The sequence below is a fragment of the Bradyrhizobium sp. PUT101 genome (assembly GCF_052043945.1).
Classification (GTDB): domain Bacteria; phylum Pseudomonadota; class Alphaproteobacteria; order Rhizobiales; family Xanthobacteraceae; genus Bradyrhizobium.
Genome location: NZ_CP197207.1, coordinates 2378580 through 2404556 on the forward strand (window position 1 = coordinate 2378580; position 25977 = coordinate 2404556).

The window sequence follows — 25977 nt, forward strand, 5'->3', positions numbered from 1 at the left end:
ATCTCTATCGTTCGACCCGCAAGCTGCTCCGGTCGATCATCGCCCGCATTGACCTCTCGCAGTTTCCAGGATCATGCTGCGGATGAGCGCGGCGGCCGCGTGCGAACGCAGAAAGATTGCCCTATGTCCCCGCATGTGAGACGGATTTGCCTGCTGCTTGGCGTAATCTCTGGCGTCGGCACGTCGTCCGCTCTCGCCGCTGACGCCGACCACGGTGCCGATCTCGCCAAGCGCTGGTGCGCGAGCTGCCATGTCGTGGCGAACGGGCAGACCCAGGCGAGCGCCGACGTCCCCTCCTTTGCATCCGTTGCGCGCAGGCCGGGCTTCAGTCCGGAAAGGCTCGCCTTCTTCCTGCTCGATCCGCACCCGAAGATGCCGAATTTTCCCTTGAGCCGGAGCGAAGCCGGCGATATCGCGGCCTATATCTCGTCGCTGCGTTAGCAGTCGCCGGACGATCACGACCTGCCGCAAACGCAAATCCCTGCCGGAGGCCGGCAGGGATCAGCAGAAAAGATGACGGACGGCGAATGAGGTCATTCGGTGGCCCATCATGGACCTGCGCCTGTATCGAAGCGCGGATCTCCACACCACACAAGATCAATTTGTGGGCACCCTGTACACACGCCGAGAATCAGGACTTGTCCTTGCCTTGTTGCATGAGACTACCGGTCATCTGGCGCATGTGATCTCCGGCGCTGGTGAACTGACTGCGCAGGAAATCCGACTGGATTCGCATCGCTTCCTGGATGTCGGTAGCATGCACCAGCTTGCGCGCATGCTCGAACGCCGACTTCATGTTCTGCTCGGTGAAAGCCAGCGCCTGCTTCGACACCTCCGTCCCCGCGCCCGGAACGGACGACATCGATTTGGTGGCGGCGTCAAAAAACATGCCGAATGCCTTTTCCGCCTGATCAATCGTCTTCTCAGCCAAGTCGCGCAGTTCGGCCGGAACTTCGAGCTTCGGGTCAATCATGATCGCACTCCTCCCTTTTTTCAACTGGATACCACACTTACCGGACCGCCTTCCAGCGGCCAGCCTTGGTGGAACGACGCCGGCGGGCCCGGCTCTGGCAGAAAAAGGAACGAGACGGCATTAGCCGGCGCGTGGCCGGACTTTAGGACAAGGGGTGATCGGGAAGAGCTTCTTCGGCGGCGAGATCTTCGACCAGCTTGATCACTTCGAAACGCTGTCGAGGCGCGAGCTTCAGGAACGCGCGGAGCAGGCGTAGACTTTCGACAGTGCTGCTTGCAGGCACACCGAGCTTGAGATGAAGCTCAGCCGCGAAATCGAGGTTTTTCATCTCGCACCTATGACAAGCACCGGCCTTCGGGATCCGCTCAAGAGCCGAACGCCGCAACAGAACCCATCGCGACGAACCTCGGCCGGGGCCGCCGGGTTCACACACTGAACTGCATCCGAACAACGGCCTCAACCGCTTGGTGTAACCATGCCAAAGAACAACTCATCCGGCAAGCCCAGCCCGGGGGCGTAGCGACGCTTCGTCTGCATCGCACCACGGCGATTCCGGATAACAGGAATATCGACCGCCGTCACCCACCTGCGTCAAGAAGTTGCATCAATCACGCACACAGCCGTGATCGCTGTCAATCCGCGCAACCGTTTCGCCTTGTTTCCGGTGTGAACGCACATCGCGCGCGCGAGCTGGCGATGCTTCAGCATGCACACGTAATTGTTGAGCCCGATTTCGTTGGTTGTATCGCCAGCATGGAAGGGCGATCTTGCAGCCCGTCCTGATCTTGGCGCGGCTGTTCGCAGCCGGAACCATCCGTCCGGATATGAATCCGCCTTGAACCGCTGTCCGCGAGCGAGCGACCAAGCCGTTGCGGCACGGCCACGCAGATACGGGCGCCATGGCTGAAAACTCTTCGATCTGGGCGCGCGTCAGCACCAAAGGACAACGGCATGCTTTCTCGCTGCGATCTCATCAAGGGTGCCGCGATCGCGCTTCTCACCCTCTCGATACAAGGCACATGGGCGCAGGAGACCAGGATGAACCTGTTCAAGATCGTCACCATCAAGGACGAAATCGTCGTCGGATTGTCGGCAGAGGAGCTTCAGGCGCTCGGCGGCAATGATGCGAGCGCCGTTGCACACGCGCTGGCACAGAAGGGCGACCTCACTGTCTGGCAATACAACGTGCATCGTGGCCCGAACGGCGAATTGCAGCAGGCGCCGACCGCCAGGATCGGGCTCTTGGCCAACGCCTCGCTCCGCGTCGAGCCTTACACGACGCCTTACCGAATTGTACCTCATCCGTAGCGGCAGGCCGGCACGCCTGGGGCCGATGCCGCAGGCGTGCCGCAATCATCTGCGCCGGTTCGCGCGCTGCGTTCCGGCCTCCGTCGCAAAGCCGTAGACCAGCGCCAGCCGATCCAGGCATTCGCGAAAGCGCCGCCCAAAATAATCATTCCAGCGCTGCGTACGGACGGCCCGACGCTGCCCGATCTGATCCATCGTAAGACCCAGCACCAGCACGTCGTGCACCAGGGCGGCGCCATCGGTGCCGAGCTCGCGCTCGACCCGGTTCAGGCGGAGCACCGCCTGTCGCTGGCTCTCGGTGACCGGCTCGCGTGTGCCGGTACCATCGACATATTCGCGTGTCGTATCCACCGCCTGGGGCCCCCGCTCCGCCTGCTCCCAATCGTGCTGGAAGGCGCGCCCGCCGCGGTACTGCGCTTCGTCGATCTGGTGGTGTGCATGCAGCCGGCCGAGCGGATCGTTGCGGATTGAGCGGATGGCCAGGATCTTCTCGCCTGAATCGAGCGCGAGCGGATTGTCGACCTCCACCTCCGCCACCTCGGCATTGAACGGCACCTCCCGCGACCGCCGGTCGTAGATCTGCGCTAATTTGTAGGCCTTGTTACGTCGGGCACGAGCCACTCGGATACTCCTTGCAAGACTGACGATTGAACGGACGGCTGCACTTTCAGGCGGCCGAGACCAGCTTCAGCACGACGGGGCCTGCGGCACGGGCGGACGCCGCCTCGGGGCGGCGCGTCAGGCGGGCATGCGGCGCGCAATAGCTGGAGCCCGGCTGGCACGGGTGGCCGCAGAAGGTGATTTCCTCGCCGTCCTTGTCGCCACCATAGGGATAGCGGCAGTCGGCCGGCTCGAGTTCGACCAGTTGGATCAGGCGCGGCTGGACGCCGACGCAGCGCAACTTGACCCGCGCCGCGGGCTTCATTGCCGACTTCGGCGGCAGGCTCAGGTTCGGCAACGCCGACCGGCGCGGCGAAATGAGACAGGCCTCGCCCGGCAAAGATGGCGCGATCGACGGGCCCGTCATCCATTCCGGCACGACGAGCCCGAGCCGCCTGGCGCGGCCGACTACCGCGCTGCGCGTGTAAGCCGTTCCAAACCTTGCGTTAATCTGTCTTCCGATCTCCGCATAAGACATGCCCTTGAGAAAATAGTCGCGAAGCGCGTCGGAGTGCTCCGACGGCCAATGGCCCGGTTCCATGATGCTGTCCTGTGATGCGCCCCTCCGGTCGCGCGACCGGCAGGCGGAACACACATTCCGTTATTCCGAAGCCGGTGTCAAGCGATAATTCTGATATTCATAATTGCATCAATTCCGAATTTCGGATTACAAGAGGCGAGACGGTGCGCAATCGAGGGAATCACCATGTTGGACGTTGCAATGATCGAACGGGGCCTGGAGAAGACGGGCAAGAGCAAGGGCGGCCTGGCAGCGGCCATGGGCGTGCGCCCCGGCGCGGTCTCTGAGATCCTCGGCGGCGAGCGTCTGGTAAAGGCATCGGAGATCATTCCGATCATGGAATATCTCGAGCTCAATCTCGCGCCGATCATGGGTCGCGTCGGAGCCGGCGCGGTGATCGAGCCGGACTATGAACAGGTTCCCCCGGAAGGTCTCGGCGACATCACGTTGCCCTTCCCGATCATGGAAGAGACGGTTGCGTTCGAGATCGTGGGCGATTCGATGCTGCCTAAATACGAGAGCGGCGACGTGATCGTGGTCTACAAGGACCAGCGCCATCCGCTGTCGAGCTTCTACGGCGAGGAGGCGGTGGTCCGCCTCAAGACCGGCGAGCGCTATCTGAAGACCATCGAGCGGGGAAAATCCCCCTCCGTCGTCAATCTCACGAGCTTCAATGCCAAGCCGATCGTCGGCGTCAAGCTCGACTGGGTGGGGGAGATCTGCCTGTCCATGCCGAAGGGGCAACTCGAGCGGCTGCGTGCGAAATCGGCGCGTCCTCGCAAGAAAGGCAAATAAGAGACCTCGCAGCCAGTGATTTCTTATTCTCCGAAGTTACGATTGACAAAATTTCGTTTTTCGGAAATACTGTACCGCGTTCCCGACCACGGGGGCGCGGCAGGATCGTTTCATGCAATATTTCGTCGTGATGATCGATTATGGGCGGCGGGGCCGTGAGGCGGTCGTCGACCCCGAAATCACGAGGCGCGAGGTCATCTCCCGCATCGCCTCGGGCGAATACCGGAACATCTCGTTCATACACGAGATCGCCGAGAATATGGTCGAGGACGTGACCGAGGCCATCCTGACCGAGGCCGCCCTGCCCCAGATCCCGCCCGAGGATGTCGACCTCCAGGCAATCCGCCTTGATCACGCCCGCGATCTGCGCAAGCACGAGCGGACGTGACGCAGGCCAAATAGCTTGCGTCACCGTCCGGCCGAGCATTGGAGACTAGACCAGAAGAACGGTCGATCCAGTGGTCTTGCGCGCAGCAAGATCAGTATGCGCCTTGGCGGCGTCCTTCAGCGGATAGGTCTGGTGCACCTCGATCTTGACCGCGCCGGACTTGACGACGTCGAACAGTTCGTTCGCCATCGCGACCAGACTTTCGCGCTTGGCGGCGTAGGTGAACAGCGTCGGACGCGTGACGTAGAGCGACCCTTTCTGGGCCAGCAGGCCGAGATTGAGCGGCTCAACAGCTCCCGAAGACTGGCCGAACAGTGCCGCGACACCGAGCGGCGCGAGGCAATCCAGCGATTTGAGGAACGTGTCCTTGCCGACGGAGTCGTAAACCACCGGCACCTTCTTGCCGCCGGTGATTTCGTCCACCCGCTTCACGAAATCTTCCCGTGTATAGATGATCACATGGTCGCAGCCATGCGCCTTGGCGAGTTTCGCCTTCTCGTCGTTGCTGACCGTGCCGATCACGGTCGCGCCGAGATGCTTGGCCCACTGGCTCAAGATCAGGCCAACGCCGCCGGCCGCAGCGTGAAGCAGGATTGTATCGCCGGCCTTCACCCGATAGGTCTGCCGGATCAGATATTGCGTGGTGAGCCCCTTGAGCATCATCGCCGCCGCGGTCTTGTCGTCGACGCCGTCGGGCAATTTCAACAGCCGGTCGGCGGGGATCAGCCGCGCCTCGGAATAAGCCCCGAGCGGCGAGGCGCCATAGGCGACGCGATCGCCCGGCTTCAGATCGGTGACACCGGGCCCGACCTCCTCGACGACACCGGCCGCCTCGCTGCCGAGCCCGCTCGGCAATTGCGCCGGATAGAGACCCGAACGGTTGTAGATGTCGACGAAATTGAGGCCGACAGCGGTGTGGCGGATGCGCGCTTCGCCGGGTCCAGGCTTGCCGACACTGACCTCTTCCCAGACCAGGACTTCCGGACCGCCGGTCTTGTGAAAGCGAATGGCATGCGTCATGGGCGTTGCTCCCTTATCGTTGCAATGAAATTCAGTGAACCCAACCGGCCTGCGAAACAGGCATCTGGTCCGCCCGATACAGTACAGATCCGTAACAGGAATGTCACAGCGAACCACAAACGCCCGCCGTTCCGCCTCTGTTCGAAAAAGTTGATGAGGGCTCCGGGGTAACCGGCAGTAGCTTTCGCGCGGGGGTTGGTGGTCGCCTGCGAAGGAGAGCCGCGATGCCAGCTTACGTTCAGCATCATCAGGACGTCGAGATCGCGCCTGTGAATTGCCCCACCTGCATGGGGTTCCTGCCGATGTATGTGCGCGAGGTCGAGCCGCATTGGAGCCTTGCCAAAATCGACTTCGTCTATGAATGCGCCGATTGCGGCGCCGAGCTCAGACAGACGATCCGCAAGCCGGAGCTGCTGCGGCACTGATCGCGCGAACGGCGAACCGCTTAACTATTTGCGCTAAGCGGAAAAAACGCCATTCACGCGGGTCTGATGTCTCCCAAACGAGGCTTGTTCTTTGCCGGGAACGCAGGCAGAACAACCCTCAACCAAGACCTTTGGGAGCGCCCATTCGTGGCTGATCAGAAGGCCTCGACGTCGATCGAGGCAGTGGAGAGCGGCCTCGCCGCGCAAGGTTATATCGCGAGCCGGCAGATCGCGACCGCCGTCTATTTGTCGCAGCAGATCGAGAAGCCGATCCTGGTCGAGGGCCCCGCGGGCGTCGGCAAGACCGAACTCGCCAAAGCGATCGCGGCTTGGCGCGGCATGAAGATGATCCGCCTGCAATGCTACGAGGGCCTCGACGAGGCCAAGGCGCTCTATGAGTGGAAATACGCCAAGCAGCTTCTCTATACGCAGATCCTGAAGGACAAGCTCGGCGAGGTTCTCGGCGGGGCGCAGACGCTGCATGCCGCGCTCGACCAGCTTCACGATTTCGGCGACGTGTTCTTCTCCAAGGAGTTCGTCGAGCCGCGTCCCCTGCTCCAGGCGCTGGAGCAACCGGGCGGCTGCGTGCTCTTGATCGACGAGATCGACAAGTCGGATGCGGAGTTCGAATCGCTGCTGCTGGAGATTCTGTCCGATTTCCAGGTCACAATCCCCGAGCTCGGAACTGTCTCGGCCATCACCCCGCCGACCGTGATCCTCACCTCCAACAGCGAGCGCGATCTCGGCGACGCCCTGAAACGCCGCTGCCTGCATCTGCATATCGGCTTCCCCGAGCAACGACTCGAGGAACGCATCGTCGAAAGCCGCGTGCCCGGGATCTCCCAGACGCTGCGCCGGCAGATGGTCGGCTTCATCCACGAAATCCGCTCGTTGGATCTGAAGAAGCTGCCGTCGGTCAGCGAGACCATCGACTGGGCGCGCGTGCTGGTGCTGCTCCAGGCTTCCGAGCTCGATACCGAGATCGTCAAGGACACGCTCAACGTGCTCCTGAAATACGAGGCCGACATCGAGGCAGCAGCGCCGCAAGTGACGACCTTCATTGCCAAGGCGGCACGGTCCAACGTCTTCGGTTGAGGCCGATGCGCGAGAACCTCCATCGATTCTTTCGAGCGGCGCGGGGCGTCGGCGTTCACGTCTCGCCTGCCGAAAGCATCGATGCAATGCGCGCAGTCGCGCAGGTCGGCATCTCCGACCGCGCCGTCCTGCGCGACGCGCTGCTCCTGACACTTGCCAAGTCCCAGGACGAGAAGCTCGCGCTCGGTGACTGCTTTGATCTCTTCTTCAGTCAGCCGGAGCCGCGGCAGGACCAGCCCGAGGCCGACAACGCGCCGCAGGACGCAGATCAGCCGCCCTCCTCCGGCGATCCCGGCGAAGGTCGGCCTCCCGAAGGTTTAGGCCCGCTCGCGCAGATGCTGCTGTCGCAGGATCGCAATACGATCGCAGCTGCGATTGCCGGCGCCTCCGGGGCGGCCTCGCTGTCCGACATCCGCTACTCCACTCAGCGCGGCATCTTCTCCAGCCGCATCCTCGACGCCATGGGCCTCCAGCGCCTGCGCGACGATCTCGACGGGCTGACAGCGACCAACCCGGCACTGGCCGAGCGTCTACGTGCCGCACTCGACGCCTTGCGCGAGACCGTGCGCGATACGGTCTCTCAGGGGCTTGCACTCTATGCCCGCGAGGAGGCCGAAAATCTCCGCAACGAAATCCTGCGCAACGCGCCGTTGGCCCGCATCGAGCGACGCCATGTCGCCGAGATGCGCGCCCTCATCCGTCAGATCGCGCGCCGGCTGCGCGAGCGCTACTCGAAGCCGCGCAAACGCCAGCGCCGCGGCCATCTCGACGTCCGTCGCACGCTCCGCCGCAATGCGGCCTGGGGCGGCGTGCCCTTCCTCACGGCATGGAAGCGCAAGCATCGCGACCGGCCGAAGATCGTAGCGCTGTGCGACGTCTCGGGCTCCGTTGCGCAAGTGTCCGATTTCTTTCTGCTGCTGATCCACTCGCTGCACGAGGTGGTCGACGATGTCCGCTCCTTCGCCTTCTCCTCGCATCTGATCGAGGTCAGCGACATCCTGGAATCGAAGTCGCCGGAGGAGGCGATGTCCGAGATCATGTCAAAGGTCGGTTTCGGCTCGTCGGACTACGGCTCTTCGCTGGTCGATTTCGAGAAGGGGTTCATGAGCACGCTGACGCCGCAGACCACGGTGATCGTGCTCGGCGACGCCCGCAGCAACAACCTCGACCCGCGTGCCGACATTTTGCGCCGGATCTCCGATCGCTCGAAGCGGCTGGTCTGGCTCAATCCCGAGGGGCGGCTCGCCTGGGGCTTTGGCGATTCCGAGATGCCGCGCTACGCGACCTTTTGCAGCGTCGTGCGCCAATGCGCCACCGCGCAACAGCTCGAGCGCGCCGTGTCCGACATCGTAGCGACTTATCAGTAAGCGATATTAGCCGCCGGCGTCAGGCGGCGCTCCGCTCGGCCTGCGCGGGATTGCACTCCCGAAAGTAATACGCGATTTCGTCGAGCGCGCGCTGCTCCCATTCCTCGGCCTGTGCGAGCCAGAATACCCGGCGTTCGGAATCGAACGCCGCGCGTTCGCGGCATAGAAATTCCTGATTGCGAATTTCAACCAGCCTCTTCATGCACTCACACTCCTGTCGTGTGAAGCCATTCCCTGCAAACTAGCTTAGCAGAGCCCGGAGCAACTCGTCTCACCATTTCTGTACATATCGCGCCGCAAAATGGACGGCGACGTTTCCCGTGCACCGCGACAATTCGCACTGCAACATCAACTGCAGATCATCAATTAGTGATCGGAGATCGAGACGATATTTGTGCGCGAACGATCTTAACTCCCGTGGCGCAACGAAGTGCGGCAATTTGTGAAGAGACGTTCTAAACATCTCACCGAATTCCGGACTCATTGTCGTCGCATGGTCTTCATGCAGCGCCGATAACACGGCGCGTGAACGTTACGATCGCCCGAGGCAACATGAACGACGATTTCGAACTGGATCTTTCGCCGGATCAATGGGCAGCCCTGCGCTCACTTCGCAACCCGCTGTCGAACGCCCGTCTCAAGGGCGATCTCGTCGGCAGCCTCGTCGCACTCGGCCTCGTCGTCATCAATGACGGCGTGCCTGCCATGACGCAGACCGGACGCAAGGTGCTGGTGCGGGGATCGTGCCGGCTGCTGGATCTCGTGGCGTAAGCGATACGTCACCGACTGGATTCTTCGTCAATCCACCGGAGGAGCGGCGTTCCATACGCCCTCCTCCAGACGGAGAGAAAGCGCGGAAACCAGGAATGGGCCACGGCGCCCTTGTAGGCCCAGGTACGATACTTCAGCCCCTGTTCAGAGATCAGCTCCTGATAGCCGCCGTGAATCTCGGTCGCCGTCCGAATGTCCTTCAATATTCCTTGGGCGCAGGCCCGGTAGGTATCGCTGCCAGTGAATTCATCATAGTCCAGCATGCGATCCGCGAACTCGACGTTGAAGGTCGGCCAGCAGGAACGCCCCTGATAGGCAGGTGCCGCAATCTTGTGGATCATCTTGCTCCTGGGATTATCGGCTGAGACCAGGAAATGAAACGTGCCGGGAATGCGAAACCGCGGCTCCGCAACAATCAGATCCGTCGTGGCTACGAACAGCGCCCGCTCGCTCGCATCGCTCATGTCCCAGAATCCACGATGCACGCTGACGAAATCCAGCGCGACCGATGAGGCCGGCGAGTTCGCAGGGCCTTCCAGGGAATGCCTGATATAGCTGTCCTTGCCGAACAGGCGGAGCAGATCCTTCTTGTACTGCGCGAGATCGCGCCCGAGCAGCCGTTTCAGCTCGTTCTCGCCGACAATCCCGAGTTGCACGCCCCACACGAAGGTCGTGTAAACGGAAGCATTGGTCACGAAGCGCCTGCGTTCGGCACGGGTGTCTGTTGCGGCGGAGCGCGGTGCCTGGACATCGCAAAGCAAATACCTGGCACCGTCATCATTGAACGGTTCGAGCTCGCCCGCGAGCTGGAGGATCGCCCGCTTCAGGTCACCGCCATATTCGGCCAGCAACAGGCGGCCTGCATGCGCGCATTGTGACATTGCCAGATGCGAGGCGGCCCTGTCCTCGGCAGAGATCATCTGCTGGAGACCGGCGAGAATGCCGAGCAACGTGTCCGACGGGCGCGAGAAATAATTCACGCCGAGGTACCGACTGCGTCCGGCCGGGACGATGGTCGTCGTGACGACGCCGGCCCGAACCGCCTCCAGCAACAAACGGACGCTCCTTTCGAGCAACCGAACCCGCCGCACCGCGTCCTGCGCATCCATGATGGTTTCGGGGTCGAGAACGTCGGGATAGAACCACGCGAAGTCTCGCGGATAATAGGCGGATGCGTGAGGCGCGCCAGTGACGAGGAAAGCCTCGGTCCCCGAGAATGCGCTGTCCATCGAGTGCCGATAGAGATCCTCGATAGCCGACAACGAATGATGCGAATTTCTCAGGAACCGATCACCGAGAAAGTTCGCCGCCTGAAGGGCGTTGGCGACAAGGGTCGCAACCCTCCCCTGGTAAAACCGATTTCCGCGATGTGACGGCAGGGGAATGTCGCTCTTCATGTGCACCGAGTGTCTCGCGATCCCGGCGATGGCCGGTCACCATTTCAATCGTGACTGATTCGTGTCTCGCCACGATGACGAGCGGGCGGCCGGCTGTTCAGCTCGCAGCGGCGCGGCTCTCCCGGGTCTGAAAATTCTCGATCACCCGCAGCAGCACCCGTGCGCCGGCATCGGCATCGACGAGCTCGACGTGCTCATCCGGGTGATGGCTGATTCCGCCGCGGCAGCGAACGAAGATCATGCCCACGTCGGCAATGTCGATCATCGCCATGCCGTCGTGCCCTGCCCCGCTCGGCAGCTCGAACACGGAGAGGCCTTCGGCTTCGATCGCCTGCGCGATCTGCTCCTTGAGCCACGGCGCGCAAGGTGCGGTGCGGTTCTCGTGGGTGACGTCAAGCTGAAGGGCCAGTTGCCGGCGCCTGGCGATCTCCTCGATCCGGCGGACGATATCGGCGACCGCGCGCTTGCGGTGCAGATCGGTGGGCGCGCGCATGTCGATGGTGAAGGATACTTCGCCCGGAATGACGTTGGTCGCGCCGGGCCTCGCCTGGATGTAGCCGACGGTGCCGACCAGGCCGCCCTCGTCGGTGCGGCAGAATTGCTCGATCGCACCGATGCATTCGGCCGCCCCGGCGAGCGCGTCGCGCCGGAGCTCCATCGGTACGGTGCCTGCGTGACCGGCCATGCCCGTCAGCCGTGCGGCGAGGCGTGTGGCGCCGGCAATCGCGGTGACGACTCCCACGGGCAGGTTCTGCGCTTCCAGCACCGGCCCCTGCTCGATGTGTAATTCGAGGTAGGCGAGCAGCTCCCGCCGCGCTCGCGCGGCCGCGCCGATATGGTCGGGGTCTAGCCCGAACCGCACGAGCGCATCGCGCATCGACACCCCATCGCGGTCGCGCGTGTTCAGCACATTCTCGTCAAAGGTGCCGGCCACCGCACGGCTGCCGAGCAAGGTCGAAGCGAAGCGCACGCCCTCCTCATCGGCAAAACCGACCACTTCGATCGCAAACGGCAGGCGCTTGCCGCGGCGGTTGAGATCGGCGACGCAAGAGATCGCCGTGATCACACCCAGCGGTCCATCCCATTTGCCGGCATCGCGCACGGTGTCGTAATGCGAGCCGAGCATCAGGCAGGGCGCCCCCGGCCGGTCGCCTTCGTAGCGGCCACAGACGTTGCCGATCGCGTCGAGGCGCGCGCTCATGCCGGCTTCGCGCATCCAGCCCAGGATGAGGTCCGCTGCCTCGCGCAGCTCCTTGGTGAGATAGATGCGGGTGAGGTTGTCACCGCCTTCCGAGATCGCGGCCAGATCGTTGATCCGGCGCACGATCACTTCGCCGAGCGGTGCATTTTGAACGGCGTCAACGGGCCCCATCTCGACAAACTTCCTCTTCTCTGGACCGCGGCGACGGCTGTCCTGGCGATCGGCACGAGTTCGGTGCCAGCAAAATCACTTACCGGCGCCTGCCCCAACAAGCGCGTGATTAGCATGAATGCGAGTACGCGCCACGCTGCCTCGCGCCGGTCATGCACGCGGGTGCCCCAACGCCTGTAATTGCGTCTGTCATTTCTTCCCAATCAGGTATCTGACGGGCCGCATTACCGATATTTTTCAATCGGTTATCCGGAAAATGCCGTCGTCAGCAACCGTCCGGCCGGCTGGTGATGTTTCACGGCAAATTGTGTATGAAGCACGGATCAGCGAAGCCGACATTCATCGTGGTCGGCCGGCGCATGGCGGGCATTGACCGCGGAGTAGCGATGGACGCCGCGTCCGAACGTGACGAACACTTCCTGCGCATGTCGTTCGCGGTCGCCCGCCGCTCGCTCAGCCATGGCAATCATCCCTTTGGATGCATCGTTGTCGCGGCCGACGGCAAGGTCCTCATCGAGAGCGAGAACGGTTACATGCCGGATCATGACGGCACCGCGCATGCCGAACGTCTCGCGGCCACCCAGGCCTGCCGCACGCTCGGGCGCGAAGTGCTGGCGAGAGCCACGCTCTATTCGTCAGCCGAACCCTGCGCGATGTGTGCCGGCGCGATCTACTGGGCCGGCATCGGCCGCGTTGTCTTTGGCCTCAGCGAGCATCGCCTGCGCGACCTCACCGGCAACCATCCGGAGAACCCGACCCTCGACCTGCCGTGCCGCGAGGTCTTTGCCAGCGGCCAGCGCCCGACGGAGGTTATCGGACCGCTGCTCGAAAAGGAGGCTGAAGCGCTGCACGACGGCGTTTGGACGAAGTAGCGGCACATTCAGGAGGAGATGACGCCCATTTTCAGATCGCGCCCTATGCGACGCCGAGTTGACGATCACTGGGCCGATCTCCCGCCGAAGCGTTTAGCAAGGGATGATGCTTTTTCACATCTTACACCGCGCTTCAAACTGGCCCAGTATTGAGGCACTTCACGCATGCAAGCGCATCAGCGAATGTTAGATCCGATGCCCAACGGCCGGCATTCCGGCGATTCCCCGCTCCTGAGGACGATCGGCCTCACCAAGCGTTATGGCGATTTCCTCGCCAACGATTCCATCGACATCGACATCTGGCCGAGTGAAATTCACGCCTTGCTCGGCGAGAACGGCGCCGGCAAGTCGACGCTGGTCAAGGCCATCTACGGGCTGATCCAGCCCAGCGCCGGCGAGATCCGCTGGCAAGGCCAGCCAGTCGTGCTGTCCGGTCCGTCGGAAGCACGCAGCCGCGGCATCGGTATGGTGTTCCAGCATTTCTCGCTGTTCGACAATCTTACCGTCGCCGAGAACGTCGCGCTCGGCCTCGACGGCAAAGAGTCCTTCAAGGACATGTCGGCGCGGCTGGAGCAGGTGTCGAAGACCTACGGACTGCCGCTCGATCCCAAGCGCGAAGTCTGGCAACTATCCGTCGGCGAGCGCCAGCGCATCGAGATCGTCCGCGCCTTGATGCAGGATCCGAAATTCCTGATCCTGGACGAGCCCACCGCGGTGCTGACGCCACAGGAGGCAGATCAGCTCTTCATCGTGCTGGAGCGGCTCAAGGCCGAAGGCCGCGCCATCCTCTATATCAGCCACAAGCTGGAGGAGGTGAAGCGCCTCTGTGACACCGCGACGATCCTGCGCGGCGGCAGGAAGGTCGAGACCTGCAACCCTCGGCTCGAGACCGCGGCCTCGCTCGCACGGATGATGGTCGGCGGAGAGATCAAGGAAGTGAGGGCCTCATCCGGCCGCAAGACGACCGTACCACGGCTCGTCGTCGACGATCTCTCGCTGGCCCCCGCGGACGCGCATGGCGTGCGGCTCGAGCACATCTCGTTCAAACTGAAGGGCGGCGAAATCCTCGGCATCGCCGGCGTCGCCGGCAACGGTCAGGACGAACTGTTCGCCGCGCTCTCCGGCGAGCGCCTCTCGAACAACCCTAGCACGGTAGTGATCGAAGGCATCGCCGCCGGCCGTCTCTCGATCACCCAGCGGCGCAAGCTGGGCGCCGCTTTCGTGCCCGAGGAGCGGCTCGGCCACGGCACCGCGCCGCGCATGAAGCTGTCGGAGAACGCGCTGCTCACCGGCCATGCCGCCAGCGGCATGGTCCGTCGCGGCTTCATCGATACCGCGGCCACGCTGAAAGCGGTCGACCGTGCGACCGAGACGTTCGACGTCCGCAAGGCCAAACGCGATCCGGAAGCCGCGAGCCTGTCCGGCGGCAATCTGCAGAAGTTCATCGTGGGACGCGAGATCCTGCGCTCCCCCGCGGTGCTGGTGGTGAGCCAGCCGACCTGGGGCGTCGACGCCGGCGCCGCCGCTGTCATCCGGCAGGCGCTGCTTGATCTCGCAACCGCAGGCGCCGCCGTCCTCGTGACCAGCCAGGATCTCGACGAGCTCGCGGAGATCGCCGACCGCATCGCCGTGATGTTCCACGGCAAGCTTTCCGCTCCGCTCGCAGCCAGCGAAGCGAGCCGCGAAAGGCTCGGCCTCCTGATGGGCGGCAGCAGCCAGGAGCCGGAGGAGGTCGCGCATGCAGCTGGTGCTTGAGAAGCGCGCCGAGCGCTCCGGCACGATCGCGCTGGTGTCCCCACTGATCGCGATTGGCCTCACGATCCTGACCATGGTCATCCTGTTTGCGATACTGGGCAAGAATCCGCTGCTCGCCCTGCACGCCTATTTCGTTACACCCTTGACCGACAGCTATTCGCTCCAGGAAATCGCGGTGAAGGCAACGCCGCTGGTGATGATCGCGATCGGGCTATCGCTCTGCTATCTCGCCAATACCTGGAACATCGGCGCCGAAGGGCAATTCCTGATCGGCGCAGTCGCCGGAAGCTGGATCGCGGTAAAGACGCAAGGCACCGACGCCGGCGCCTGGGTGCTGCCGGCCATGCTCGTCCTCGCCGCCGCGGCGGGCGCGCTCTATGCGCTGATCCCGGCGATCTGCAAGGTCAAGTTCGGCGCCAGCGAGATCCTGACCAGCCTGATGCTGGTCTATGTCGCCGACCTCTTCCTCGACTATCTCGTGCGTGGGCCATGGCGCGACCCGCAGGGATTCAATTTCCCGACCACGGCGGAGTTCGATCCGGTGGCGACAGTCCCCCTGCTGATTGAAGGTGGCCGGTTGCATCTCGGCTCGGTCATCGCGCTGCTCGTCGTCGCGGCGGCAGCCATCCTGCTCCGGCGCACCATCAAGGGCTTTGAGATCCGCGTGGTTGGAGCTGCGCCCCGTGCGGCGCGGTTCGGCGGCTTCAACGCCAATCAGCTGATCGTCCTGACCTTCGCGGTCTCAGGCGCGCTGGCGGGCCTTGCCGGAATCATCGAGGTTGCAGGTCCAGTCGGGCATCTCCAGCCCGGCATCTCGCCTGGTTACGGTTTTACCGCGATCATCGTGGCTTTCCTCGGCCGCCTGAACCCGCTTGGAATACTCATTGCAGGCCCTTTCCTGGCATTGACCTTTATCGGCGGCGAGCAGGCGCAGATCGCGATGAAGATCCCGTTGGACGTCACCAAGGTCTTTCAGGGCATTCTGCTGTTCTACGTGCTCGCCTGCGATTCCCTCATCCTCTACCGCTTCAAGCTGGTCTTCCCAAACCGACAGGTGACTCGTGGAGCTGGTTGAGGCCATCATCCTCGCGGTGCTCGCCGCGTCGACGCCACTGCTGATCGCGGCGACCGGCGAGCTCGTGACCGAGCGCTCGGGCGTGCTCAATCTCGGCGTCGAGGGCATGATGATCGTCGGCGCGGCCTGCGGCTTTGCCGGCGCCTGGCTGACCGGATCGATCTTCATCGGCGCGCTGTTCGGCATCGGCGCGGGCACGCTGATGTCACTTATCTTTGCATTGATGACGCTCGGGCTTGCTGTCAACCAGGTCGCGACCGGTCTCGCGCTGACCATTCTCGGCATCGGGCTGTCCGGCCTGATCGGCGCCGGCTTCGTCGGCGAACGCATCACGCCGGCCGTGCACCTCTATATTCCCGTCCTGACGGACATTCCGCTGATCGGCCGCGTGCTGTTCGGCGAGGACGGCTTCGTCTATTTCTCGGTCGCGCTAATCGTCGGCGTCTGGTGGTTCCTGTACCGCACGCGGGCGGGACTGATCCTGCGCGCCTGCGGCGACAATCATATCTCGGCGCATGCGCTCGGCTATCCCGTGCTGCGCATCCGCACCTTCGCCGTGATGTTCGGCGGCGCCTGCGCCGGGCTTGCCGGCGCCTATTTGCCGCTCGCCTACACGCCGTTCTTCATCCCGGGCATGACCGCCGGCCGCGGCTGGATCGCTCTGGCGCTGGTGGTGTTCTCGTCGTGGCGGCCGGGCCGGCTCGTGGTCGGCGCCTATCTGTTCGGCGCGGTGACGATCCTGCAACTGCACGCGCAAGGCTGGGGCATCGGCATTCCGTCGCAACTCATGTCGGCACTGCCTTATCTGGCGACCGTCGTCGTCCTGGTCCTGCTCTCCCGCGCCCGCAGCGGCGGCTCGACCGCGCCAGCCGCGCTCGGCACGGTGTTCGTGCCTGACCGCTGAACCTCATTCCGCGGCGGGCGCAATGGGGCGCGCCTCGTTGCGGATCGTGGCCTTCCCCTGATGCTGGAGATTGATGATGAGGAAATCACTTCTTGCACTGACTGCCGGGCTTTTGCTTGCCGGGAACGTCAGTGCAGCCTCTGCCGCCGACAAGCTGAAGGTCGGCTTCATCTACGTGGGTCCGATTGGAGACCTCGGCTGGACCTATCAGCACGACCTCGGTCGTCAGGCGCTGGTGAAGGAACTGGGCGACAAGATCGAGACCACCTACCTCGAGAACGTGCCCGAAGGTCCCGACGCCGAGCGCTCGATCGAGCAGCTGGCCCGCGCCGGCAACAAGCTGATCTTCACGACCTCCTTCGGCTACATGGATTCGACGCTGAAGGTCGCCAAGAAATATCCGAACGTGCATTTCGAGCACGCCACCGGTTACAAGCGCAACCCGAACATGTCGACCTATTCGGCGAAATGGTATCAGGGGCGCTACATTCAAGGTCTGATCGCAGCCAAGATGTCGAAGTCGGGCGTGCTCGGCTACATCGGCTCGTTCCCGATTCCGGAGGTCGTCTCCGGCATCAACGCGACGATGCTGGCGGCGCAGACCATCAACCCGAACATCAAGGTCAAGATCATCTGGGCCAACACCTGGTTCGATCCCGGCAAGGAAGCCGACGCCGCCAAGGCGCTGATCGACCAGGGCGCCGACGTCATCATGCAGCACACCGATTCGCCCGCCGCCATGCAGATCGCCGGCGAACGCGGCAAGCTCGCCTTCGGTCAGGATTCCGAGATGATCAAGTTCGGTCCCAAGACCCAGCTCACCTCAATCCTGGATACCTGGGGCCCCTACTACATCGAGCGCGTCAAGGCCGAGCTCGCCGGAACCTGGAAGTCCGAAAACACCTGGGGCGGCCTCGACAGCCACATGTTCGCGATGGCGCCCTACACCAACATGCCCGACGATGTGAAAAAGATGGCCGAGGATGCCCAGGCCGCGATCATTGCGGGCAAGCTGCATCCGTTCAAGTGCCCGATCGTTGGGCAGGACGGCAAGCCGGTCGAGTGCAAGGGCGGCGATCACCTCGACGACGGGCAGATCCTTGGCATGAATTTCTATGTGAAAGGCATCGACGACAAGCTGCCGGGCAAGTAGCACGCTTCTTGCATTCCTCAATTCACCTGCTCCTCCCGGAGGAGGTTCGGAGGGGGTGGCCAGAAGCACCCGGCACTTGTGGCTGCCCCCTCTTTCCATTTTGCCTGGCCTATCCCGCCCGCATGGCCCGCGCTGCGGAACCGTGGCGGCGGATGAGGTCTGCCACATCGAGGCCCGGAATCGCGCCGTCGATCACCGTCCATTTTCCGGCCACCATGACCCGGTCGGCCCGATGCGCCCCGCACAGCACCAGGGCAGCCAGCGGATCGCCGTGGCCCGAAAAGCGCAGCTCGTCGAGCCTGAATAGAGCGAGATCGGCGGCCCTACCGACGGCGATCTCACCGAGTTCCGGCCGCCCGACACAGGCCGCCGAGCCCTTGGTCGCCCAGCGCAGCGCATCCTTGTGGCTGACTTTCGTTACCCCATAGCGCGCTCGTTGCAGCAGGAAGGCGGCGCGAACCTCCTGCATCAGGTTTGAGCCATCGTTCGAGGCCGAGCCGTCGACGCCGATCCCGATCCCGACGCCGGCCTCCTCCATCTCGCAGACGGGACAGCAGCCGGACGCCAGCAGCTGGTTGCTGCACGCGCAATGGCTGATGGTCGTCTTCGCCTTGCCGAGCCGCTTGATCTCGTCGTCGTTGAAAAAGATTCCATGGGCGAGCCAGGTTCGCGCATTGAGCCAGCCGCATTGCTCGAGATAGTCGAGCGGGCGGCAGCCATACATCTGCTGGCAGAACTTGTTCTCGTCCTCGGTCTCGGCGAGATGGGTGTGCAGGCGCACGTCGAGCTTGCCGGCGAGATCGGCCGTCGCGCGCATCAGCGACGTCGTCACCGAGAACGGCGAACAGGGAGCAAGCGCGATCTGCACCATCGCATCCGCGCCGCGCTGGTGATGTCTTGCGACCACGCGCGCGCTGTCGCCGAGAATGGTGTCCTCGTCCTGCACGACGCTATCGGGCGGCAGGCCGCCGTCGCGCTGCGACAGGTTCATCGAGCCGCGAGTGAGCAACACCCGCACGCCGAGACGCTTCGCCACCGCCACCTCGATATCGACGGCGTCTTCGAGCCCGGCCGGGAACACATAATGGTGATCGGTCGTGGTGGTGCAGCCGGAGAGCAGCAGCTCGGACATCGCCACCGTGACGCCGAGTTCGAGCGCCTCGGGCGTCAGCCTCGCCCACACCGGATAGAGCGCCTGAAGCCAGGGGAACAGCTCGCGGTCCATCGCGGCCGGCAGCGCCCGCGTCAGCGTCTGGTAGAAATGATGATGAGTATTGATCAGGCCCGGCAGCACGACGTGTTCGCCCGCGTCGAACACCGCGACATCCGCGGTTGCGGGCACACCGCCGGCCGGCACGAGCTCGACGATCCGGCCGTCCTTCACCACGATTCCGCGCTCGGCACCGTCGGCGAGGATGGCCAGGGGATCCCTGATCCAGATCGGACTTGCGTCACTCATGATCCTGCTTCTCCTCACATTCGCTGACGGCAGGCCTGCAGGGCGGAGGCCGACGACGTCCTTGCTCCGACTTGTTGTTGCCACTTGGCTCCTGTCTTGCAACACTTTCGCCTGGACGATTCACCCGCGGAAGCGTTGGCGCAGCCATGGACTTGAATACCATCACAGCGGTCGCCCATCCGCAAACGCGCGCGCAGCTACCCGTTTGGACGGCAGGTGATGCTTGGCTTGCGGGCGGCACCTGGCTGTTCTCGGAGCCGCAAACGCATCTGACACGACTAATCGATCTCACCGATCTGAAATGGCCGGCGCTGAGACTCACCGACGGCCACCTCAGCATCGCCGCCACCTGCACCATCGCAGAGCTCGATGGACTAGCCTGCCCATCCGATTGGCTCGCGGCGCCGCTGATCAACCAGTGCTGCCGCGCCTTCCTTGCTTCATTCAAGGTCTGGAGGACCGCGACCGTCGGCGGCAATCTCTGCATGTCGCTGCCGGCGGGACCGATGATCTCGCTCACCGCCGCGCTCGACGGCATCTGCACCATCTGGAAGGCTAGCGGCGGTGAACAGAAGCTTCCCGTCGCCGAATTCGTCACCGGCAACCAGCGCAATCGCCTGACGCCAGGCGACCTTCTCCGGCAGATCGATATCCCGACCGCCGCCCTGAAGCGCCGCACGGCATTCCGCCAGATCTCGCTGGCGCCGGTCGGCCGCTCGGCGGCGCTGCTGATCGGCAGTCTCGAAGCCGGTGATACGCTGACACTCACAGTCACCGCGTCGACGGTGCGACCGGTCCAGCTACGCCTTCGCAAAGCCCCGGACGCGAGCGCACTCCGCACCGCTCTCATGCAGCAGATCACCGACGATCTGTACCACGCCGACATCCATGGCGCGCCACTCTGGCGCAAGCACATGACGCTGCGGCTCGCCGAGGAAATTCGCCGCGAGCTCCTGGGAGCAACGCGGCCATGAGCTTCGAGGTCGACGGCAAGGCATTTTCTCAGGAGCCGCGCGCCGGCCAGTGTCTGCGCACGTTCCTGCGCGAGCTCGGCCATTTCGGCGTCAAAAAGGGCTGCGATGCCGGCGATTGCGGCGCCTGCACTGTGCTGCTCGACGGGGAGCCGGTGCACAGCTGCCTGATCCCGGCGTTCCGTGCCGAGGGACGCGCCGTCACCACGATTGAAGGTCTTGGCGGAGATGACGGCACGCATCCGATGCAGCGGGCCTTCCTCGATGCGCAGGGCTTTCAATGCGGCTTCTGCACCGCCGGCATGATCCTGACCTGTGCCTCGCTGAACCAGGCCCAGCGGACCGATCTCGGCACAGCGCTGAAGGGCAATATCTGCCGCTGCACCGGTTATCGTTCGATCGAGGATGCGATCCTCGGCAAGATGAATGTCGAGGCGAGCGTCGAGGCCGGCGCCGCGTTCGGCCGTAGCCTGCCGGCGCCGGCGGGTCCAGACATCGTGCGCGGAAAGGCGCGCTACACCTTCGATACCGCCATCGACGGACTGCTGCACATCAAGCTGCTGCGTTCGCCGCATGCTCACGCCAGGATCCTCACGATCGACAGGTCGGAAGCCCTTCGCGTAGCCGGCGTGCATGCGGTGCTGACGCATGAGGATGCGCCGTCCGTGCTGATGTCGACCGCGCGGCACGAGAAGGACTGGATGGACCCCGAGGACACCCGAATCCTCGACGATGTCGTGCGTTTCATCGGCCAGAAGGTTGCCGCCGTCGTCGCCGAGACCGAAGCCGCCGCCGAGGAGGCATGCCGCAGGCTCAAAGTCAGCTACGAGATTCTGCCGGCGCTGAGCGATCCGGAGCAGGCGATGGAGCCGGGCGCGCCAATCATTCATCCTGACCGCACCATTGCGAACCGCGTCGCGGACGCGCAGCGCAATCTGGTCGCGGAAACGCACGGCGAGTTCGGCGATGTCGCGGCCGCGCTCGCCACGTCCGCCGTGACCTACGCGGCCACTTTCCACAGTCACCGTGTACAGCATGCGGCACTGGAGACCCATGGCGGCCTCGCATGGCTCGATGACGCAGGCGTGCTCAATGTCCGCACCTCGACGCAGGTCCCATTCCTGACCCGGCGCGCGCTGTCGGACATTTTCCAGCTTCCCATGGACAAGGTCCGCGTATTCTGCGAGCGCGTCGGCGGCGGCTTCGGCGGCAAGCAGGAGATGTTCGTCGAGGACATCCTGGCGCTTGCTGCGCTGACGACCGGGCGGCCCGTGAAACTGGAGCTCACCCGCGAGGAGCAGTTCATCGCGACCTCGACGCGGCATCCGATGCGGGTCCACATCAAGGCGGGCGCCGATGCCGACGGCAAGCTCACCGCGCTCCAGCTCGACGTGCTCTCCAACACCGGCGCCTACGGCAATCATGCCGGCCCCGTGATGTTCCACGCTCTGGGCGAGTCCATCAGCGTCTACAATTGTCCGAACAAGCGGGTGGACGGCGTCGCCGTCTATACCAACACCGTGCCGGCGGGCGCGTTTCGCGGCTATGGCCTGCCGCAGACACTGATCGCGGTGGAAGCCGCGATCGACGAACTGGCCAGGCAACTCGGCATCAGTCCCTACGAGATGCGCCGGCGCAATATCGTCAAGCCTGGCGATCCCATGCTGTCGCCGCCGCCGTCCGAATATCACGACGTGCTCTACGGATCCTACGGGCTCGACCAGTGCCTCGACCTCGTCGAGCGCGGAATGCAGGCTGATGGCCCGCAGCCGGACCTGTCGCCGGAATGGCTGATCGGTGACGGCATCGCGCTGACCATGATCGATACGGTGCCACCGGCCGGCCACATCGCCGACGCAACGATCGCGCTGCGCGATGATGGCGGGTTCGACCTCACCGTCGGCACGGCCGAGTTCGGCAACGGCACCAGCACCGTGCACCTCCAGATCGCCGCGACCACGCTGGCGACCACGGTCGAGAGAATCCGCCTGCGCCAGTCCGACACCGCCCATGGCGGTCACGACACCGGCGCCTATGGTAGCGCCGGCACCTTCGTCGCGGGCAAGGCGACGCACGCGGCGGCCATGCAGCTTGCGACCGAGCTGAAGGCGGCGGCCGCCGGCGCGTGGCTGTGCGACGTGACAACCTGCGTGCTCGATGGGGACGCCGTCGTCAGCGGCGTACGGCGCATGCCCTTGACGGAACTGGCAAAGCTCGCGCACCAACGCGGACGGCCGTTCACAGGCAGCGGCCATTCCGGCGGCACGCCGCGTTCCGTCGGCTTCAACGTACAGGGGTTCCGCGTCGGCGTGAACAAAGGCACCGGCGAGCTCAGGATTCTCAGGAGCGTGCACGCCGCCGACGCAGGCGTCGTCGCCAATCCCATGCAATGTCGCGGTCAGGTCGAAGGCGGCGTGGCGCAGGCGCTCGGCGCTGCGCTCTACGAGGAGATGGTGATCGACGCGAACGGCCGCGTCATCAACCCGAAATTCCGCGACTACCACCTGCCCTCCTTCGCCGATGTTCCGCGCACGGAGGTGTTCTTCGCCGAGACGTCCGACACGATCGGACCGCTGGGCGCAAAGTCGATGAGCGAGAGCCCGTACAATCCGGTTGCGGCCGCGCTCGGCAACGCGATTGCGGATGCCACCGGCATCCGCTTCACCGCACCGCCCTTCAAACCGGATCGGCTGTTTCCGGCGCTGCACGACAAGTTTGGCGACTAGAGTGGGTTTCACCTCCCCCGTAGGGAGAGGTCGGAGCGCATCGAAGATGCGATCCGGGTGAGGGGTTTAAGTTTCACTGAGCGCCGCAGCCCCTCACCCGGATTGCTGCGCAATCCGACCTCTCCCCGTCGGGGAGAGGTGAACCAGCCCAACCTACGTGCTTCAGCTGCCGCGATAGGTCGAATAGCTCCAGGGCGTGACCAGCAGCGGCACGTGGTAGTGGCTTTCCGGCTCGCTGATCGCAAAGCGCAGCGGGATCTCGTCGAGAAACGGCGGATCGGACAGCGGCACATTGCGCTCGACGTAGTATTTGGCAACGCGGAATCTGAGCTCGTAGCGGCCGATCGGCAGCGGGCGACCGCCGATCAGCGGCTGGTCGGTGCGGCCGTCCGCATTGGTCACCGCGCGCGCGATGACGCGGCTCTCGCCAAGGCTCGCGAGCTCCACGAGCTCGATCGGGACGCCCGGCGCGGGCTTGCCAATGTGATTGTCCAGCACATGGGTCGAGAGCCGGCCGTGCACCTTCAGCCTGTCGTCGGCAATGACGAGCTGATCCAGCCGCAGCGCGGAGATGCGGCCAATTTCCTCGATCGCACGTCGCGTCTCGGTCTTGGCGATATTGAGCAGTCGCGTCTCGAAGTCGCGCAGCACGGAATCCCTGGTGTGACGGCGCACGCAGACGATATAGGGGAAACCGAACTTGTCGCGGTAGGCGTTGTTGGCACGCTCGAACGCCGCATATTCGGCCTCCGACAGCCGGTCGAGTCCGGCGCTGTTCTGCTCGTCGGTCGATTCCGCGGTGAGGCCGGCGGCGCGCTGCGTCTTGTTGGCGAGATCGGGATGCGCCCGGATCAGCGCCAACTGAACATCAGGCTCGGCGCTCTGGATCGCCTCCATCAGCGCAGCGTGCAGCTGATTGATGCCGGCAAACGGCCGCTTTGCCCCGAGCCGCTCGGCGATCCACGGCGAATATTCGACGACATTGGCGAGCGCCGCGACGAAGTCGGCCTTGCTTGCGGCGTTGAGGTCGGCGAGCGATATCTGCGACATCGTCCTCTCACCCGATCTCGAATGCGTCGGCGGCGAGATGGTCGTGCTTGTCGTGCCAGTGCTGCGCGATCTGCAACCGCGTCGGCACCCAGACACGCTCGTGCTTGCCGATATAGTCGAGGAAGCGCATCAGCCCCGCCGCGCGGCCGGGCCGGCCGGCAAGGCGGCAGTGCAGGCCGACCGACATCATCTTCGGCGCGGTCTCGCCTTCGGCGTAGAGCACGTCGAAGGCGTCCTTCAGATAAGTGAAGAACTGCTCGCCTTCCGCGAACCCTTGCGGGTTGATGAAGCGCATGTCGTTGGCGTCCAGCGTATAGGGAATGATGAGCTGCTTGCCGCCCGGACCCTTCACCCAATAGGGCAGATCGTCGGCATAGGAGTCGCAGAGATAGAGGAAGCCGCCTTCCTCCATCAGCAGCCGGTTGGTGTTGATCGAGGAGCGCCCGGTGTACCAGCCGAGCGGCCGCGAGCCGGTCGCCTCGAGGTGGACGCGGATCGCTTCCGCGATCTCGGCGCGCTCCTGCGCCTCCGTCATGTCCTTGTGCTCGATCCACTTCAGGCTGTGGCTCGCGATGTCCCAGCCCGCTTCCTTCATCGCCGCGACGATCTCGGGGTTGCGCTTCAGCGCGGTGGCGACGCCGAACACGGTGGTCGGCCAGTTGCGCGCGGTGAACATCCGCCACAGCCGCCAGAAGCCGGCGCGCGAGCCATATTCGAACATCGATTCGATGTTGGCGTGGCGCTGGCCCGGCCAGGGTTGCGCACCGAGCACGTCGGACAGAAACGCCTCCGAGGCGCGATCGCCGTGCAAGATGTTGTTCTCGCCGCCCTCCTCGAAGTTGACGACGAACTGCACCGCGATCCGCGCGTTGTCAGGCCACTCCGGATGCGGCGGATTGCGGCCGTAACCGCGGAGATCGCGAGGGTAGCTCGTATCGGTCACTCAGACTTCCTCGAAGCGGATCGGCAGCGCGCCCTTCCACAGCACGCTCTTGCCCAGCGTCGCCAGATTCTCCAGACCCGAGGTCAGCGTGATGAAATGGTTGCCGGCGAGCTGGCCCATCTTGCTCGCGAAATGCACGCCGCCATAGGCGAGCAGGATCTCGGTCTCGCTGATGCCGCCCGGGTAAAGGATGATCTGGCCGGGCGCTGGATAGCTGGTGTGGTTCTCGTAGCCAACACCGAAATCGAGGTCGCCGAGCGGCATCCACACGCCCTCACCGCTCCAGCGCACATGGATGATGTGGCTTTCGAACGGCAGTGCCTTGCGGAACGCGGCAACCGTCTTGGGCGCCAATTGCTCCTCGAAGCGGGCATCGAAGGTGAAATCGCCGGCGCGGATAACGAGTTTGCTCATCTTATCTCTCTGGATCGGGGCCGGTGGCCCCACGGGTAGCTTTCAAGCAAAGAGCATTCCCGACAGTTTCACGCAAGTGGCGAGACCCCATCACCTGCGGTCGCAGGCCCCACGAAAATGCCGCTCCGGCGCGTCTCTGGGTCCGGCCCGGCGGGGGCGGAGACACCCTCTGAGTCTCGCATATCATGGCGCCACCGCTGTCGCCTGGAAACTCAAATTGGCTTCATTGAACCGGATTGTGGCGGGCAAGTCCACCGGCGCCGCTGGCGGAATTGCCGGATAATTGGCCGGCGCCCTGCGACCTCTGCGGGTTGCGCGCTCGAGCGCGGCAATGCAGCTCTCCCGTGTCCCTGACGAGTTGCAACGCGTAAGCGTTGCGGCGCGCGTGCCGGGACCCAGGGCCACACGGTACGACAACAGCGATATGGGCCCCGGCTCTGCAGCGCACCGTCGAAGGGACGCTGCGCGGCGTCCGGGGCACGAGAGTGGGGTTTGGCGCACGCTCCCTCCTCCTCGTCCTTGCGAGGAGCTCTTGCTACGAAGCAATCCAAACTGTCGCTGTGG

General features: G+C 64.1%; 27 protein-coding genes. 15 read left to right on the plus strand and 12 right to left on the minus strand.

The window, feature by feature from the left end; translation table 11 throughout:
• Nucleotides 1-123 precede the first annotated feature (123 nt).
• The gene (locus ACSHT2_RS11610; RefSeq protein WP_440641684.1) at nt 124-441 is read left to right on the plus strand and encodes a c-type cytochrome; all 318 of its coding nucleotides are present in this window, start codon (nt 124-126) and stop codon (nt 439-441) included.
• Between the two features lie 190 nt (nt 442-631).
• On the opposite strand, the gene ACSHT2_RS11615 is transcribed toward ACSHT2_RS11610, so the two are convergent.
• Nucleotides 632-973 (minus strand): phasin, encoded by a 342-nt coding sequence (locus ACSHT2_RS11615; protein WP_440641685.1) that lies wholly within the window; start codon nt 971-973, stop codon nt 632-634.
• A 142-nt stretch (nt 974-1115) separates the two neighbouring features.
• A complete protein-coding gene (locus tag ACSHT2_RS11620; RefSeq protein WP_319337714.1) occupies nt 1116-1301 on the minus strand; it encodes a hypothetical protein in 186 nt (61 codons plus the stop codon).
• Between the two features lie 623 nt (nt 1302-1924).
• Between ACSHT2_RS11620 and ACSHT2_RS11625 the strand changes: the two genes are divergently transcribed.
• Nucleotides 1925-2281: a hypothetical protein gene (locus tag ACSHT2_RS11625; RefSeq protein WP_440641686.1), complete on the plus strand. Its 357-nt coding sequence runs from the start codon at nt 1925-1927 to the stop codon at nt 2279-2281.
• 45 nt (nt 2282-2326) lie between these two features.
• Here ACSHT2_RS11625 and ACSHT2_RS11630 read toward each other — a convergent pair whose 3' ends face one another.
• Together ACSHT2_RS11630 and ACSHT2_RS11635 are read right to left on the minus strand one after the other, a co-directional pair.
• The gene (locus ACSHT2_RS11630) at nt 2327-2902 is read right to left on the minus strand and encodes a hypothetical protein (RefSeq protein ID WP_440641687.1); all 576 of its coding nucleotides are present in this window, start codon (nt 2900-2902) and stop codon (nt 2327-2329) included.
• Between the two features lie 46 nt (nt 2903-2948).
• The gene (locus ACSHT2_RS11635) at nt 2949-3482 is read right to left on the minus strand and encodes a GcrA family cell cycle regulator (RefSeq protein WP_440641688.1); all 534 of its coding nucleotides are present in this window, start codon (nt 3480-3482) and stop codon (nt 2949-2951) included.
• Nucleotides 3483-3647: 165 nt separating this feature from the next.
• Between ACSHT2_RS11635 and ACSHT2_RS11640 the strand changes: the two genes are divergently transcribed.
• Together ACSHT2_RS11640 and ACSHT2_RS11645 are read left to right on the plus strand one after the other, a co-directional pair.
• Nucleotides 3648-4256: a S24 family peptidase gene (locus ACSHT2_RS11640; RefSeq protein ID WP_035705094.1), complete on the plus strand. Its 609-nt coding sequence runs from the start codon at nt 3648-3650 to the stop codon at nt 4254-4256.
• 112 nt (nt 4257-4368) lie between these two features.
• Entirely contained in the window at nt 4369-4644 is a 276-nt protein-coding gene (locus tag ACSHT2_RS11645; protein ID WP_440641689.1) for a hypothetical protein, read from the plus strand.
• Between the two features lie 45 nt (nt 4645-4689).
• On the opposite strand, the gene ACSHT2_RS11650 is transcribed toward ACSHT2_RS11645, so the two are convergent.
• On the minus strand, nt 4690-5664 hold the full coding sequence (locus tag ACSHT2_RS11650) for a quinone oxidoreductase family protein (RefSeq protein WP_440641690.1): 975 nt from the start codon (nt 5662-5664) through the stop codon (nt 4690-4692).
• 224 nt (nt 5665-5888) lie between these two features.
• Here ACSHT2_RS11650 and ACSHT2_RS11655 point away from each other — a divergent pair, with 224 nt between their 5' ends.
• The 3 genes from ACSHT2_RS11655 (at nt 5889) to ACSHT2_RS11665 (ending at nt 8551) form a co-directional block, all read left to right on the plus strand.
• The gene (locus ACSHT2_RS11655) at nt 5889-6089 is read left to right on the plus strand and encodes a hypothetical protein (RefSeq protein WP_036007702.1); all 201 of its coding nucleotides are present in this window, start codon (nt 5889-5891) and stop codon (nt 6087-6089) included.
• A gap of 147 nt (nt 6090-6236) precedes the next feature.
• Nucleotides 6237-7184 (plus strand): AAA family ATPase, encoded by a 948-nt coding sequence (locus ACSHT2_RS11660; RefSeq protein ID WP_199763130.1) that lies wholly within the window; start codon nt 6237-6239, stop codon nt 7182-7184.
• A 5-nt stretch (nt 7185-7189) separates the two neighbouring features.
• The gene (locus tag ACSHT2_RS11665; protein WP_440641691.1) at nt 7190-8551 is read left to right on the plus strand and encodes a vWA domain-containing protein; all 1362 of its coding nucleotides are present in this window, start codon (nt 7190-7192) and stop codon (nt 8549-8551) included.
• Between the two features lie 19 nt (nt 8552-8570).
• On the opposite strand, the gene ACSHT2_RS11670 is transcribed toward ACSHT2_RS11665, so the two are convergent.
• Nucleotides 8571-8753 (minus strand): hypothetical protein, encoded by a 183-nt coding sequence (locus tag ACSHT2_RS11670; RefSeq protein ID WP_440641692.1) that lies wholly within the window; start codon nt 8751-8753, stop codon nt 8571-8573.
• Between the two features lie 350 nt (nt 8754-9103).
• On the opposite strand from ACSHT2_RS11670, the gene ACSHT2_RS11675 reads away from it, so the two are divergent.
• The gene (locus tag ACSHT2_RS11675; protein ID WP_440641693.1) at nt 9104-9322 is read left to right on the plus strand and encodes a hypothetical protein; all 219 of its coding nucleotides are present in this window, start codon (nt 9104-9106) and stop codon (nt 9320-9322) included.
• Nucleotides 9323-9330: 8 nt separating this feature from the next.
• On the opposite strand, the gene ACSHT2_RS11680 is transcribed toward ACSHT2_RS11675, so the two are convergent.
• Both ACSHT2_RS11680 and ACSHT2_RS11685 read right to left on the minus strand, forming a co-directional pair.
• On the minus strand, nt 9331-10719 hold the full coding sequence (locus ACSHT2_RS11680) for a hypothetical protein (protein ID WP_440642819.1): 1389 nt from the start codon (nt 10717-10719) through the stop codon (nt 9331-9333).
• A gap of 97 nt (nt 10720-10816) precedes the next feature.
• Nucleotides 10817-12091: an allantoate amidohydrolase gene (locus ACSHT2_RS11685; RefSeq protein ID WP_440641694.1), complete on the minus strand. Its 1275-nt coding sequence runs from the start codon at nt 12089-12091 to the stop codon at nt 10817-10819.
• A gap of 386 nt (nt 12092-12477) precedes the next feature.
• On the opposite strand from ACSHT2_RS11685, the gene ACSHT2_RS11690 reads away from it, so the two are divergent.
• From ACSHT2_RS11690 to ACSHT2_RS11710, 5 genes are all read left to right on the plus strand, one after another.
• A complete protein-coding gene (locus ACSHT2_RS11690; RefSeq protein ID WP_440642820.1) occupies nt 12478-12963 on the plus strand; it encodes a nucleoside deaminase in 486 nt (161 codons plus the stop codon).
• Between the two features lie 165 nt (nt 12964-13128).
• Nucleotides 13129-14718, plus strand: a complete 1590-nt coding sequence (locus ACSHT2_RS11695; RefSeq protein ID WP_440641695.1) for an ABC transporter ATP-binding protein — start codon at nt 13129-13131, stop codon at nt 14716-14718.
• Nucleotides 14702-15793 carry an ABC transporter permease gene (locus ACSHT2_RS11700; RefSeq protein ID WP_440641696.1) on the plus strand — a complete coding sequence of 364 codons (1092 nt, stop codon included), beginning with the start codon at nt 14702-14704 and terminating at the stop codon, nt 15791-15793. The genes ACSHT2_RS11695 and ACSHT2_RS11700 overlap by 17 nt, the downstream gene beginning before the upstream one ends.
• On the plus strand, nt 15780-16697 hold the full coding sequence (locus ACSHT2_RS11705) for an ABC transporter permease (RefSeq protein ID WP_440641697.1): 918 nt from the start codon (nt 15780-15782) through the stop codon (nt 16695-16697). Before ACSHT2_RS11700 ends, ACSHT2_RS11705 begins: the two co-directional genes overlap by 14 nt.
• Nucleotides 16698-16773: 76 nt before the next feature.
• A complete protein-coding gene (locus tag ACSHT2_RS11710) occupies nt 16774-17850 on the plus strand; it encodes a BMP family ABC transporter substrate-binding protein (RefSeq protein ID WP_440641698.1) in 1077 nt (358 codons plus the stop codon).
• Nucleotides 17851-17959: 109 nt separating this feature from the next.
• Here ACSHT2_RS11710 and ACSHT2_RS11715 read toward each other — a convergent pair whose 3' ends face one another.
• Nucleotides 17960-19309, minus strand: coding sequence for an 8-oxoguanine deaminase (locus ACSHT2_RS11715; RefSeq protein ID WP_440641699.1), 1350 nt, complete (start codon nt 19307-19309; stop codon nt 17960-17962).
• A gap of 146 nt (nt 19310-19455) precedes the next feature.
• On the opposite strand from ACSHT2_RS11715, the gene ACSHT2_RS11720 reads away from it, so the two are divergent.
• Both ACSHT2_RS11720 and ACSHT2_RS11725 read left to right on the plus strand, forming a co-directional pair.
• Entirely contained in the window at nt 19456-20283 is an 828-nt protein-coding gene (locus ACSHT2_RS11720; RefSeq protein WP_440641700.1) for an FAD binding domain-containing protein, read from the plus strand.
• On the plus strand, nt 20280-23006 hold the full coding sequence (locus ACSHT2_RS11725) for a molybdopterin-dependent oxidoreductase (RefSeq protein ID WP_440641701.1): 2727 nt from the start codon (nt 20280-20282) through the stop codon (nt 23004-23006). The genes ACSHT2_RS11720 and ACSHT2_RS11725 overlap by 4 nt, the downstream gene beginning before the upstream one ends.
• Nucleotides 23007-23168: 162 nt before the next feature.
• Here the strand turns inward: ACSHT2_RS11725 and uraD are convergent, their stop codons facing one another.
• From uraD to ACSHT2_RS11740, 3 genes are read right to left on the minus strand one after another with little or no spacing between them, the layout of a single operon-like run.
• On the minus strand, nt 23169-24056 hold the full coding sequence (gene uraD, locus ACSHT2_RS11730; RefSeq protein ID WP_440641702.1) for a 2-oxo-4-hydroxy-4-carboxy-5-ureidoimidazoline decarboxylase: 888 nt from the start codon (nt 24054-24056) through the stop codon (nt 23169-23171).
• 7 nt (nt 24057-24063) lie between these two features.
• Nucleotides 24064-24999, minus strand: coding sequence for an allantoinase PuuE (gene puuE / locus ACSHT2_RS11735; RefSeq protein ID WP_440641703.1), 936 nt, complete (start codon nt 24997-24999; stop codon nt 24064-24066).
• Nucleotides 25000-25413 (minus strand): DUF3830 family protein, encoded by a 414-nt coding sequence (locus tag ACSHT2_RS11740; protein ID WP_014493672.1) that lies wholly within the window; start codon nt 25411-25413, stop codon nt 25000-25002.
• Nucleotides 25414-25977 lie beyond the last annotated feature (564 nt).